Source organism: Microbacterium sp. F01, from assembly GCF_056156365.1.
Genome location: NZ_CM149592.1, coordinates 4168689 through 4181153, shown reverse-complemented (window position 1 = coordinate 4181153; position 12465 = coordinate 4168689). Strand labels below are relative to the sequence as shown.

Here is a 12465-nt window from a genome sequence, read left to right as displayed (position 1 = left end):
GAAAGTGGGTGACGGGATCACCCCGACAACTCACCGAAAAGGATCGATGATGATCAAGCTTCTGTCGCATCTGTCGTATGTGGCCATCACGTCGCCGGATGTCGAGGCATCCGTCGACTTCTACGTGAAGCAGGTCGGCCTCACCGTCGTCGACCGCGTCGACGGCGCCGTCTACCTGCGCTGCTGGGGCGACTACTACGCCTACTCGGTCGTGGTCGTGCCGGGCGACGAGCCGGGTCTCGAGACCGCCGCGTGGCGCACGTCGAGCCCGGAGGCGCTGGAGGAGGCCGCGAAGCGCGTCGAGGCCACCGGCGTCCAGGGCGAGTGGGTGGACGTGCACAAGATCGGCCGCGCGTACCGGTTCACCGGCCCGTGGGGTCACACGCTGACACTCCACTGGGACGTCACGCGTCACCACGACACCGAGGGTGATGTCGCGTCGATCTACCCCGATCGTCCCTCGCGCCGCAGCAAGGTCGCCGGTGCCCCGCGCCAGCTCGACCACGTCACGATCGCGACGAGCGATGTCGACGCGTTCGTGAAGTGGTACGTCGACGTGCTCGGCTTCCGCTTCATGGCGCGCACCGTCCTCGACGAGGCCCCGATCTCGGTGTTCTCGGTGCTCACGACGAACGAGAAGTCGCACGACCTCGGCGTCGTCCTCGACGGCTCGACCCGCGCCGGCCGCGTGAACCACTACGCCTTCTGGGTCGACACCCGCGAGGAGCTGCTCATCGCGGCCGACATCCTCGGCGAGAACGGCTACCCGATCGAGTACGGCCCGTCGATCCACGGCATCGGTGAGCAGAACTTCCTCTACTACCGCGAGCCGTCGAGCCTGCGCATCGAGCTCAACACCGGCGGCTACCGCAACTACGTGCCCGACTGGGAGGCCAACACGTGGAAGCCGTCGCAGGGCTCGAACAACTTCTATCGCAACAGCGCGATGCCCATGTCGATGACGGAGTCGTTCCCGCCGGCCGACGGTCCGTCGGCGACGGAGGAGGGCGTTCCGGATGAGATCAAGGACGCCCTGCTGAACCCCTACGCCAAGCACGGCCAGGGCTGACAGGCTCGAGGGTGGGGATGCCGCCGAGGCGTCCCCACCCTCGCACCACGTTCCGCACCACGGATCTGGAGAGAACATGACGACGTCGTCCCAAGGACTGACCGCCCCCTTCGCCCTCGCACGCTTCCGCGACGGCGATTCCGTCCGTCTCGGGCTCGTCGCCGGCGACCGCATCCGTGCGGTCTCGGACGACGACCTCGGCGCCGCCGGCCTCAACGCCTTCCTGGCGCACCCCGATTGGCGCCGCCTCGGCACTCTCGCCGACGCGGAGGGGGAGTGGATGCCGCTGGCCGACGTCGTGCTCACCGCCCCCGTCGAGCCGCGCCAGGTGGTGCAGGCGGGCGCGAACTATCGCGAGCACGTCATCGAGCTGGTCGTGGCGGGCCTCACGCAGGACCCGTCCCGCTCGCCGGAAGAGGCCCGCGAGTTCGCGGCCAGGATGATGGACGATCGCCGTGCGAACGGCGAACCGTACTTCTTCCTCGGACTGCCGACCGTCGTCGTCGGCGACGACGTGCCGCTCGTCCTTCCCGGCTACAGCGAGGTGCACGACTGGGAGCTGGAGCTCGCCGTCGTGATCGGCACCGAGGCGTTCCGCGTCTCCCGCGAGGACGCGCTGAATCACGTCGCCGGCTACACGATCGTCAACGACGTCACGACGCGCGACCTCGTCTTCCGCAAGGACATGAAGGAGATCGGCACCGACTGGTTCCGATCCAAGAACGCCCCCGGCTTCCTTCCGACCGGTCCGTTCCTGGTCCCGGCCCCGTTCGTGGCGGGGGAGGACCTCACGGTGCGACTCGATCTCAACGGCGACACGATGCAGAACGGATCGACGAGCGACCTCCTCTTCGACATCCCGGCGCTCATCTCCGCCGCATCGCAGACGACGACGCTGCTGCCGGGCGATCTGCTCCTCACCGGAAGCCCTCCTGGGAACGGCCAGCACTGGAAGAGGTTCCTGCAGGGCGGCGACGTCATGACGGGCTCCATCTCGGGCCTCGGGACGCAGGTGGTCCGCTGCCTCGCGGAAGGACCGGCGGTATGAGCGCGCCGAGCGAGGACCCTGCCGACCTCGACCGCACCGACCCCGCGGCCGAGATCGCGGCGCGCGCCGAGGCCTTCCGCAATTGGGGACGCTGGGGCGAGGGCGACGTGCTCGGGACCCTCAACTTCATCGACGCCGCCAAGCGCGTCGAGGCCGCCGCCCTCGTGCAGGACGGCGAGGTCGTCTCGCTCGCGCAGGCGTTCGACACGAACGGCCCGCAGAAGGGCTGGCGGCGGCGCACCAATCCGGTGCACACCATGACCGACACCGGCACCGACGCGGAGCGCGGCAACCAGGGCTTCCCGCACGGCATCGGCGGCGCCGACGACGTGATCGCGATGCCGCTGCAGTGCTCCACCCAGTGGGACGGGCTGGGCCACATCTTCGATCACGGCAACGCGTGGAACGGCAGGCGTGCCGGCGACGTCGTGACGAGCGACGGCGACCTGGTCACGGGCATCGAGCACGCAGCATCCGTCATCGTCTCGCGCGGTGTGCTGCTCGACGTGGGCCGTCATCTCGCGCCCGAGACCGGCGAGCTCGCCGACGGCTATGCGATCACCGTCGCCGACCTCGAGGCGACGATCGCCGCACAGGGCGCATCGAGCCGCGTCCGCCGCGGCGACATCGTGCTGGTGCGAACCGGCCAGTACGCGCGCACGCGCCGCGACGGCTGGGGCGAGTACGCCGGCGGGCCCGCGCCCGGGCTCTCGCTGACCACGGCGGGGTGGCTCCATCGCACCGAGATCGCCGCGATCGCGACCGACACGTGGGGCTTCGAGGTGCGCCCGAACGAGTTCGACACGGCGGCGTTCCAGCCGCTGCACCAGGTCGTGATTCCGAACATGGGGCTCACGATCGGCGAGATGTGGAATCTCGATGCCCTCGCCGACGCGTGCGCGGCGCGCGGGCGGTGGGACTTCCTGCTGTCGGCGGCGCCGCTGCCGATCACGGGCGCGGTCGGCTCGCCCATCAACCCCGTCGCGATTCTCTAACCCGAAGACAAAGAACAGAGAGGTTCTGACATGACCGCAGTCAACAAGGTCGCGATCGCCGGAAGCGGCGTCAGCGGACTCGCCGCCGCCATCCAGCTCGCCAAGGCCGGCGTCGAGGTCCACGTCTTCGAGGCGAAGCCCGAGCTCAGCGCGCTCGGGTCCGGCATCTCGCTGCAGGGCAACGCCCTGCGCGTGTTCGACGCGCTCGGCGCGTGGGACGACATCCGCGCCGCCGGCTACCCCTTCGAGGGGCTCAACCTGCGTGCCCCCGGGCCGGATGCACCGATCGTCGCCGAGCTCCCGGACGTCAAGACCGGCGGGCCCGACTACCCGGCAGCGATGGGGATGCCGCGGCCCGCGCTGGCCCGGATCCTGCTCGACCACGCGCAGAAGGCCGGTGCGAACGTCCGCTTCGGCACCAAGGTGACGGGGATCGAACAGAACGGTGACACCGTGGAGGTCTTCGTCGACGGCACCTCCGCCGGCACCTACGACCTGCTCATCGGCGCCGACGGCCTGAACTCCGCCGTTCGCGGGCTCATCGGCATCGAGACCAAGCCCGAGCCGACCGGCATGGGCATCTGGCGCTCGTTCGTCTCGCGGCCGGCTGAGGTCGTGCGCAGTGAGCTCTACTACGGCGGCCCGGTGTACATCGCGGGATACACGCCGACGGGAGACGGCACGATGTACGCGTTCCTCGTCGAGAAGGCGCAGGACCGCTTCGACATCAGCGACGAGGACGCCACGCGCATCATGCTCGAGGAGTCGCGTGCCTACGAAGGCCCGTGGAACTCGATCCGCGCCGACCTCGAAGCCGGCGCGCATGCGAACTACACCTGGTTCACGAAGCACATCGTCGAGGAGCCGTGGAACCGCGGCCGCGTCGTCCTCATCGGCGACGCCGCGCACTCGTGCCCTCCGACGATCGCGCAGGGCGCGGCTCAGGGCCTCGAGGATGCGCTTGTGCTGACCGAGCTGCTGACCGGTCGAGACGCCGTCGACGCGTCGCTGTGGGACGAGTTCCACGCGCGCCGGCTGCCCCGCGCGAAGGCGGTGGTGGAGGCATCCGTTCAGCTGGGCCAGTGGCAGCTCGACGGCGTCCGGGACGCCGACGTCGCGGGCCTGATGTTCGGCATCGCCCATCAGATGGCGGTTCCCGCATGACTGAGCTCGTGACGGTCGGTGGCACCCGGATGCCGGTTGTCGACGTCCACGCGCACCTGCTCCTGCCGGCGCTGCACGCCGAGGTCGAGCGTCGCGCACCCGAGGAAGTGGCTGCGGCTGCCGACCTCGAGCGCCGCCGCAACGGCGTCGAGAGTCTGCAGGCGTCCGGCGCGATGATCGGCGCCCGTATCGCGAAGCTCACCGACGTGCACGCCCGGCTCGCCGCGATGGATGAGCAGGGCGTCGACCGGCAGTGGGTCAGCGTCTCGCCGAACCACTTCTACCCGTGGGCGAACGAGGGCCTCGCCGGCTGGGTGGCGGGCGAGACCAATCGCCTCATCGCCGAGCACGTCGCCCAGGCACCGGACCGGCTCGTCGGTCTCGGCGTCGTGCCGCTGCAGCATCCCTCACACCTCGTCGAGTATCTCGACGACGCGGTGCTCGGCCGCGGTCTCGCCGGCGTCGAGATCTCGTCGTTCGCGGGCGACGTCGAACTTTCGGACGAACGTCTCGAGCCGTTCTGGGCGCGCGCGGCCGAGCTCGGCTGCGTGATCTTCCTCCACCCGTTCGGCTGCAGCCTCGACGAGCGCCTGGACCGCTTCTACCTCTCGAACACGGTCGGGCAGCCGACCGAGAACGCCGTCGCGCTGTCGCACCTCATCTTCGCGGGCGTGCTCGACCGGCACCCGGGACTCAAGATCGTCGTCGCCCACGGCGGCGGCTACCTGCCGTTCGCGATCGGCCGCTCCGACCGGGCGTGGCGGGTGCGGCCCGAGGCGCGGCGCTGCGCGCACGAGCCGTCGAGCTATCTGAAGAAGCTGTGGTTCGACACCGTCGTGCACGACCCCATCGCGGTGCGCCACCTCGTCGAGGTCGCCGGCGGCTCGCGCGTCGTGCTCGGGAGCGACTTCCCGTTCGACATGGGGCTGGACGATCCGGTCTCGTTCGTGCGTTCCGCGGACCTTCCGGCCGAGATCAGCGAGCGCATCCTCGCCGGCAACGCCGAGGAGCTGCTGCGCACCAAGGTCTCGGCATGAGGATCGCGCGCTGGACCGACGGCGCCGGCATCGGCGAGGGGTTCGTCGTCGACGAGAGTGTGATCCCTTTTCCGGACGGCCAGACGGTCGCCGACATCCTCGCCGGGGGAGTGGATGCTGCGCACGCAGCCTTCGGCCGGGTGAAGGGTGAGCCCGGCACGGCGCTCGCCGGCGTGCGCCTGCTGGCGCCGGTGGTGCCGGCATCCGTCCGTGACTTCGTCGCGTTCGAGGAGCATGTCGAAGGCGTGAGTGCGTCGGTCGACGGCAAGAGCGAGGTCGTGCCCGAGTGGTACCAGGCACCCACGTTCTACTTCACGAACCCGCACACGATCCTCGGCCCTGACGAGGCCGTCGCTCCGCCGGTCACCGAGCGTCTCGACTTCGAGCTCGAGGTCGCCGTCGTCATCGGCAATGCCCCCGGAGTCGGCGGTGCGAACCTCACGGCGGAGGACGCGGCATCCGTCATCTTCGGCTACACGATCATGAACGACTGGTCGGCCCGCGACATCCAGTCGCGGGAGATGAAGGTGCGCCTGGGGCCCGCCAAGGGCAAGGACTTCGGCACCAGCCTCGGGCCGTGGATCGTGACGGCCGACGAGTTCGAGCCGTACGTCGACGAAGACGGGTTCCTCGAAATCCGCGCCGAGGTGCGCATCAACGGCGAGCTCGTCGGCGAGGACCTCGTGTCGAACATGGGATGGCCGTTCCCCGAGCTCGTCGCGTACGCCTCGCGCAACGCGCGGGTCGTCCCGGGAGACGTGCTCGGCAGCGGGACGGTCGGCAACGGCGGGTGCCTCGGAGAACTGTGGGGGAGGGGCTCGGCGATCCCCGCCCTGCGCGAGGGAGACGAGGTTCGCATGACCGTCGAGGGCATCGGCGAACTCGTCGGAATGGTGGGCCCGGCAGTGGTGGCGCCGGAGCTTCCGGCCGCCCGACGGCGCCCGCGCGCGAGGCACCGTTCCTGATTCTTTAGTTGTTTTTCGACGAAAGAATGGCTAGAATCGACGGTGACGTCGGGGCCCACGAGGCCCGTTCCCTGAAGCGAAGCCGCCCAGGGGCACACCCCGTCGCGTCGATCGCCCGGTCGTACGGGCCAACGCGTATGAGCATGTCACCGTGGAGGCTCCGCCTCCTGATCGCCTCCCTGCTGACGGTCGCGATCCTCGGAGCCCTCGACCACACGATCGTCTCGACGTCGCTCGCGACCGTCGCCGGAGAACTCGGGGCGCTCGCCCAGATGGGGTGGGTGGTCGTCGGCTACACGCTGGCGAGCACGGTGCTCCTCCCGATCCTCGGCAAGCTCGGCGACGCCGTGGGCCCGCGAGGAGTGTTCCTCGTCTCGCTCGTGCTGTTCCTCCTCGCGTCGCTCGCCTGTGGGTTCGCGCAGGACATGCCGCAGCTCATCGGCGCACGCGTCGTGCAGGGCATGAGCTCGGCGGGCCTGCACCTCATGTCGCAGACGATCGTCGCGCGCGTGACCACGCCGCGCGAGCGCCCGCGCTACATGGCCATCATCGGCGCGGCCTTCCCGGTCGCGATCCTCGTCGGTCCGGTCCTCGGCGGGCTCATCACGGACTACTGGGGATGGCCGTGGGTGTTCTGGATCAACATCCCGTTCGGCGTCGCGGCCCTCCTCCTGGCGCTCGTCGCTGTGCCGCGGCTCCCCGGCTTCGGGCGGCGGCGATTCGACGTCGCCGGCTCGGTCTCGTTTGCGATCGCGATGATCGCGCTCGTGCTCGCGGTGACGTGGATCGGCGATCCCGCTCTGGCCGCAGCATCCGTGGTCGCCTTCATCGTCGCGGCGATGGCGTTCGCCGCGTTCTTCCTCGTCGAGTTGCGGGCCGTCGAACCGCTGGTGCCGTTGCGACTCTTCGCGAACCGCACGATCGCCGCCGGCACGGCGCTGTCGGCCATCATCGGCATCGGCCTCTTCTCGATCACGGCGTACCTGCCGACGTACTTCCAGATGGCGTACCGCACGAGCGCGACGGTATCGGGTCTCGTTCCGATCGCGACGGTGTTCGGGATGCTGGTCTCCAACCTCGCGACCGGGTGGCTCGTCAGCCGCACCGGCCACTACCGCGTCTACTGCATCGTCGGCACGGCCCTCAGCGCCGCCGGGCTGTTCGCGATGTCGGTGCTCCCGGTGGGGCTGCCGCTCTGGGTGCCGATGATCGTCATGGCGGTCGTCGGAGTCGGCACCGGCGCCTTCATGAGCCTCGTCATCGCGGTCGTGCAGAGCGCGGCGCCCCGCCGCGACACCGGCAGCATGACGGCCACCGTCAACCTCGTACGCCAGATCGGCTCGACCGTGGCAACCGCGATCATCGGCGGCGTCATCGGCTTCGGCGTCGCGGCCCTGCTCCCGTCGTCCCTCGACGCCGCGGCCCTGACACCGCAATTCGTGCATGAGACGTCCGCCGCGGTGCAGAACCAGGTCGCCGGCATCTACAACGGCGTCTTCGCTCCCGTGTTCGCGGCACTCGCCGTCACCTACGCCGCCGGCATCGTCGCCGCGGTGCTCCTTCCGGCCGGCCGGCTCTCGGACGAGTCCGAGCACGCTCCGGCACCCAGCTCCGAACCGCTCACCGCGTGAGCAGAAGAGGTACTCCCATGTCGCACACCCCCACCGTCGCCGTCGTCGGCTCAGGTCCGATCGGCTCCGCCTACGCCCGCGTCATCCTCGAGTCGAGCCCCGACGCGCGCGTCGTGATGTTCGAGGCCGGCCCGCAGCTCACCGCGGTCCCCGGTGAGAGCGTCCGCAACATCGCCGACCCTGACGAGAAGGCCCGCGCCCGCGAGATGTCGCAGGGGCCCCAGTCGGGAGAGTTCCGCGAGAGTCTCGGCATCCCGTCCGGCGTCGTCGTCGAGGGCATGTTCACCGCGCGCCAGGGCACGCATCTGCTCGACTTCGGTGGCCCGGGATCCGCGCACGCCGCCACCTTCCCCGCTGCGGCCGCCGCGACGAACGTCGGCGGCCAGGGCGCGCACTGGACCTGCGCGATCCCGCGACCGGCCTTCAGCGAGAAGGTCGACTTCATCGACGACGCCGAGTGGGAGGACCTGATCTCGAGGGCCGAGGGGCTGCTGCACGCGCAGCAGGCGGCGTTCGCGGATTCGGCCATCGGGACGGCGATACGCGCGCTCCTGAACGACGAGTTCGGCGCCGAGCTGCCCGCCGGCTACGGCGTGGGCACCCTGCCGGTCGCCGGCGACCCGCAGCCCGACGGCTCCATGGTGTGGGCGGGCGCGAACACGGTCCTGGGACCCCTCATCGAGGAGGGCACGCCCGAGTCGGCGAGGTTCGAGCTCCGCGACCTCACGCTCGTGCGTCGCGTCGAGACCGAGGATGGCGTGGCCACCGGGGTCACGATCGAGGATCTCCGCACGAAAGAGGTCTCGTTCTTCCGGGCCGATGTCGTCGTCGTGGCCGCCGACGCGTTCCGCTCTCCGCAGCTGCTCTGGGCCAGCGGCATCCGTCCCCGCGCCCTCGGGCGCTACCTCACCGAACATCACGTCGTCATCACGACGGTGGCCCTCGACGAGGAGCGCATGAGCGCCCTGATCACGGACGACGAGTTCGAGGCCGAGCTCGCCCGGCGCGCGCAGAACGCGGCCGACCCCGTCGCGGCCGTCAACCGGATCCCGTTCTCGGAGCCCGGGCATCCGTTCTCGCTCCAGGTGATGTACGCCGAGAACCCGCCGTTCCAGCTCGACCCCTCGCACCCGGCCGCGGGCAACCGCTGGGGCTACGTGAACATGGGCTACGGCGTGCGCAAGCACCCGCGCGTCGAGGACGGCGTCACCTTCGACGACAGCGAGCTCGACTACCGCGGCTTCCCCAACATGACGATCGAGTACGCGCTGACGGATGCCGAGCAGCCCGAGCTCGACGAGGCGACCGAGCGCGTCCGTCGTGCGGGCGCCGCGCTGGGCACATTCGTCGCCGAGCCGCGGCTCCTGCCGAACGGCTCGAGCCTGCACTACATGGGCACTCTGCGGATGGGGCCGGCCGACGACGGCACGTCCGTGGCCGACCCGTTCTCGCGCGTGTGGGGGTACGACAACCTCGTCGTCGGCGGCAATGCCTTGATCCCCACGGCCAACACGATGAACCCGACGCTCATGAGCGTCGCGATCGCCGTCCGCGGCGCCCGCAAGCTCGTCGAGCAGCTGGACACGGTGCGCATCGAAGAGGTCGCACGCTAGGACGCCGCGCCCCGCCGGCTGCTGACGCGGGCTAGTAGCCGGCGATGCGGTCGGCCATGAACTTGGCGCCCGCCGACGACGTGGCACCGCCGTCGACGGGGATCTCGGCGCCCGTGAGGTAGGACGCGGCGTCCGACAGCAGGAAGGCGACCGCCTCGGCGACCTCGTCCGCCTGCCCGAGCCGGTCCAGCGGAGTCAGGGCGAGCTGCGCGGCCCGCATGGCCTCGGGCGCGTTCGCGGTCATCGGCGTCTCGATGAAGCCGGGGTGCACGACGTTGACACGGATGCCTCGGGGCCCGAGCTCGGTCGCTGCGACATGCGTGAGCCCGCGCAGGCCCCACTTCGATGTCGTGTAGGCCACCGGGTAGTGCGCGTTGAGGGCCGCAGACGAGCCGATGTTGACGATCGACGACCCGGGGCCCATCAGCGGGGCGAGGGCCTGGATGCCGAGCATCGGCCCCGTGAGGTTCACCGCGAGCACCCGGTCCCAGTCTGCGCGCTCGACCGCGCCCAGCCGCGCACGATGCGTGATGCCGGCGTTGTTCACGAGGCCGCGGAGAGGTTCGCCGTCGAGGAGTTCCGTCAGGTGGGCGGCGAGAGCGGCCCAGTCGTCCTCGCCCGAGACGTCGAGTCGTCGGTACTCGACGCCCGGCGGGTCAGCGGTCGCGGCATCCGTCACGTCCGTGGCGATGACGCGGGCGCCGGCTTCCGCCAGCACGCGCGCCTCTGCGGCACCCTGGCCGCCTCCGGCACCGGTGACGACGATCGTGCGTCCCGCGAGCCCCGCATACCTGGTCATGAACGCGACGCTAGCCCGCCGCCCGGCGTGCGGGAACCAGCATCCGCTGATGCCGCCCATCGGAATCCACGAACCCACGCCGGCGCCTCGCACGCGAGGATGAGCGCATGGAATCATCGCCGCTCGCGCCCGCGCGGCTCTTCTCGTGCGCGGGGCAGATCGCTGTGGTCACGGGGGCCGCGACCGGCATCGGGCGCGCCGCTGCCGAGGCGCTCGCCGCAGCGGGTGCGCGGGTGGTGCTCGCGGGTCTGGCGTCGTCGGAGTCCGAGCGTGCCGCAGCCGACCTCGTCGGCCAGGGCGCCGATGCGATCGGCGTGGCGTGCGACGTGACGGATGCCGCGGCCCTCGTGAGCCTCGTCGACACCGTGGTGCGGCGATGCGGGCGCATCGACACCGTCGTGGCCAACGCCGGCGCGGCGCTCGACGACCCGGGCGCCGACGCCATCGAGCGGCTCGACCGCATGTTCGACCTCCACGTGCGCTCCGTCGCTCGGCTGGCCGACCTCGTGCTGCCCGTCATGGCCGACGGCGGCGGCGGAGCGTTCATCGTGATGTCGAGCCTGTCCGGGCTCCGCGGGAACCGACTCCTCTCGGGGTACGGCGTGACGAAGGCGGCGAACGCCCAGCTCGCCCGCAATCTCGCGGTGCAGTGGGGTTCACGCGGCATCCGCGCGAACGCGATCTCACCCGGCGTCATCGCGACGGACTTCGCCCGCCCCATCACCGACGACCCGGCCGCCGCACCCGCGCGCCTCGCGAAGACGCCGCTCGGTCGCTTCGGGACGCCGGCCGAGGTCGCCGGTGCCGTCGTATGGCTGGCGTCGCCCGCCGGCGCGTTCGTGAGCGGTCAGAACATCGTGATCGACGGCGGCACGCTCATCTCCGACTGAGGATCACGCCGGGCCATAGCGACCCACCAGCTGCCGGTAGACATCGGCGCTCGGCTTCTCGGTCCGCTCGAACGTCTCGGGATCGACCTCGTGCAGGCCGAGCTTCGGGCCGTAGCCGAAGATCCACTCGAAGTTGTCCATGAGCGTCCAGTGGCAGTACCCGAGCACGGGCACTCCGTCGGCGATCGCCTGCGCGAGGCCCTCGAGCGACGGTTCGATGAAGGCGGCACGGATGCTGTCATCCGGCGTGCTCACGCCGTGCTCGCTGACGAGGATCGGGACGCCGGCCACGGCGTAGGCGTACTCGACGGCGCCGCGCAGCGAGTCGGGGTCGACCGGGGTGCCCATGCCGTTGAGCACGGCGCCCTCCGGTGCGGGGAGCAGCCCGTCGGGCCCGTAGACCAGGCGCTCGTAGTTCTGCACGCCGACGAAGTCGTCGTCGGCGGCCAGTCGCAGCCAGTAGTCGTACACCTCCGCGCGCTTGCGGTCGCGCACCTCTTCGCCACCGGGTGCGGCGACGTCGTCGCACATCGCGAGCGACAGTCCGACCGGCAGGTCGGCACGGCGCTCCTTGATGGCGGCTTTGGCCGCGACGTGTGCCGCCGTCATGCCGGCGCGCATCCCGGCGAAGTCCTCGCGGGTCATGACGTTGCCGGCCCGGTATCTCTCCACACCTGCGGCTTCGGATGCGGCCGCCAGCGTCGCGCGCTCGAGGTCGGCGACGAAGGGGGGAAGATCTGCCCATGTCAGCATCTCGGGCAGATCGGGCTCGTTGAAGGTCACCCCGAGTTCGATGCGGTCGCCGAAGCGGTCCATCACGACGCCGCAGTAGCGGGCGAAGAGCTCCGGCGCCTCGGGATCCAGCCACGCGCCACGACCCGCGAACCAGTGCGGCGACGTGAAGTGGTTGAACGTCACGATCGGCGCGAGGCTGCGGGCGCGGCATCCGTCCACGATCGCTTCGTAGTGATCGAGCGCCTCGGATGAGAACTCACCCTCGACCGGTTCGACGCGTGCCCATTCCACCGAGAAGCGATAGGCGTTGAGCCCCAGGCCGGCGACGATGTCGAGGTCGGACTCCCACAGCTCCCACCCGTTGGTCGCCTTGCCCGAACGTGCCTGGAACACGGTCGGCGTGACGTTCTCGAGGAACCACGTGTCGCTGTCGATGTTGTCGCCCTCGTTCTGATGGCCGGCGGTGGCGACTCCCCAGAGGAAGTCGGCGGGGAAGGATGCTGCGGGCATGAGTGGTCC

The 12465-nt window shown here is 70.5% G+C and carries 11 protein-coding genes; 9 read left to right on the top strand and 2 right to left on the bottom strand.

What is annotated here, in order from left to right:
• The first annotated feature begins 49 nt into the window (after positions 1–49).
• The 8 genes from ACVN90_RS19110 to ACVN90_RS19075 all read left to right on the top strand — a co-directional run bounded on the left by ACVN90_RS19110 (position 50) and on the right by ACVN90_RS19075 (position 9522).
• Positions 50–1069 (top strand): VOC family protein, encoded by a 1020-nt coding sequence (locus ACVN90_RS19110; protein WP_475099781.1) that lies wholly within the window; start codon positions 50–52, stop codon positions 1067–1069.
• Between the two features lie 76 nt (positions 1070–1145).
• A complete protein-coding gene (locus ACVN90_RS19105) occupies positions 1146–2117 on the top strand; it encodes a fumarylacetoacetate hydrolase family protein (RefSeq protein ID WP_475099780.1) in 972 nt (323 codons plus the stop codon).
• Positions 2114–3112: a cyclase family protein gene (locus ACVN90_RS19100; protein ID WP_475099779.1), complete on the top strand. Its 999-nt coding sequence runs from the start codon at positions 2114–2116 to the stop codon at positions 3110–3112. The genes ACVN90_RS19105 and ACVN90_RS19100 overlap by 4 nt, the downstream gene beginning before the upstream one ends.
• 30 nt (positions 3113–3142) lie before the next feature.
• Complete coding sequence (locus ACVN90_RS19095; RefSeq protein ID WP_475099778.1) at positions 3143–4276, top strand: FAD-dependent oxidoreductase; 1134 nt, start codon at positions 3143–3145, stop codon at positions 4274–4276.
• Entirely contained in the window at positions 4273–5313 is a 1041-nt protein-coding gene (locus tag ACVN90_RS19090; protein WP_475099777.1) for an amidohydrolase family protein, read from the top strand. The genes ACVN90_RS19095 and ACVN90_RS19090 overlap by 4 nt, the downstream gene beginning before the upstream one ends.
• Positions 5310–6278, top strand: coding sequence for a fumarylacetoacetate hydrolase family protein (locus ACVN90_RS19085; RefSeq protein ID WP_475099776.1), 969 nt, complete (start codon positions 5310–5312; stop codon positions 6276–6278). Before ACVN90_RS19090 ends, ACVN90_RS19085 begins: the two co-directional genes overlap by 4 nt.
• 143 nt (positions 6279–6421) lie before the next feature.
• Complete coding sequence (locus ACVN90_RS19080) at positions 6422–7909, top strand: MFS transporter (protein ID WP_475099775.1); 1488 nt, start codon at positions 6422–6424, stop codon at positions 7907–7909.
• Between the two features lie 17 nt (positions 7910–7926).
• Positions 7927–9522, top strand: a complete 1596-nt coding sequence (locus ACVN90_RS19075) for a GMC oxidoreductase (protein ID WP_475099774.1) — start codon at positions 7927–7929, stop codon at positions 9520–9522.
• Positions 9523–9553: 31 nt separating this feature from the next.
• On the opposite strand, the gene ACVN90_RS19070 is transcribed toward ACVN90_RS19075, so the two are convergent.
• Positions 9554–10321, bottom strand: coding sequence for an SDR family NAD(P)-dependent oxidoreductase (locus ACVN90_RS19070; RefSeq protein ID WP_475099773.1), 768 nt, complete (start codon positions 10319–10321; stop codon positions 9554–9556).
• A 107-nt stretch (positions 10322–10428) separates the two neighbouring features.
• Between ACVN90_RS19070 and ACVN90_RS19065 the strand changes: the two genes are divergently transcribed.
• The gene (locus ACVN90_RS19065; RefSeq protein WP_475099772.1) at positions 10429–11211 is read left to right on the top strand and encodes an SDR family NAD(P)-dependent oxidoreductase; all 783 of its coding nucleotides are present in this window, start codon (positions 10429–10431) and stop codon (positions 11209–11211) included.
• Positions 11212–11214: 3 nt separating this feature from the next.
• Here ACVN90_RS19065 and ACVN90_RS19060 read toward each other — a convergent pair whose 3' ends face one another.
• Positions 11215–12456, bottom strand: coding sequence for a family 1 glycosylhydrolase (locus ACVN90_RS19060; RefSeq protein ID WP_475099771.1), 1242 nt, complete (start codon positions 12454–12456; stop codon positions 11215–11217).
• Positions 12457–12465 lie beyond the last annotated feature (9 nt).

Excerpts from the sequence above, each read along its gene's own strand:
- ACVN90_RS19110 (WP_475099781.1), top strand. The coding sequence starts at position 50 with ATGATCAAGCTTCTGTCGCATCTGTCGTATGTGGCCATCACGTCGCCG.
- ACVN90_RS19105 (WP_475099780.1), top strand. The coding sequence starts at position 1,146 with ATGACGACGTCGTCCCAAGGACTGACCGCCCCCTTCGCCCTCGCACGC.
- ACVN90_RS19100 (WP_475099779.1), top strand. The coding sequence starts at position 2,114 with ATGAGCGCGCCGAGCGAGGACCCTGCCGACCTCGACCGCACCGACCCC.
- ACVN90_RS19095 (WP_475099778.1), top strand. The coding sequence starts at position 3,143 with ATGACCGCAGTCAACAAGGTCGCGATCGCCGGAAGCGGCGTCAGCGGA.
- ACVN90_RS19090 (WP_475099777.1), top strand. The coding sequence starts at position 4,273 with ATGACTGAGCTCGTGACGGTCGGTGGCACCCGGATGCCGGTTGTCGAC.
- ACVN90_RS19085 (WP_475099776.1), top strand. The coding sequence starts at position 5,310 with ATGAGGATCGCGCGCTGGACCGACGGCGCCGGCATCGGCGAGGGGTTC.
- ACVN90_RS19080 (WP_475099775.1), top strand. The coding sequence starts at position 6,422 with ATGTCACCGTGGAGGCTCCGCCTCCTGATCGCCTCCCTGCTGACGGTC.
- ACVN90_RS19075 (WP_475099774.1), top strand. The coding sequence starts at position 7,927 with ATGTCGCACACCCCCACCGTCGCCGTCGTCGGCTCAGGTCCGATCGGC.
- ACVN90_RS19070 (WP_475099773.1), bottom strand. The coding sequence starts at position 10,321 with ATGACCAGGTATGCGGGGCTCGCGGGACGCACGATCGTCGTCACCGGT.
- ACVN90_RS19065 (WP_475099772.1), top strand. The coding sequence starts at position 10,429 with ATGGAATCATCGCCGCTCGCGCCCGCGCGGCTCTTCTCGTGCGCGGGG.
- ACVN90_RS19060 (WP_475099771.1), bottom strand. The coding sequence starts at position 12,456 with ATGCCCGCAGCATCCTTCCCCGCCGACTTCCTCTGGGGAGTCGCCACC.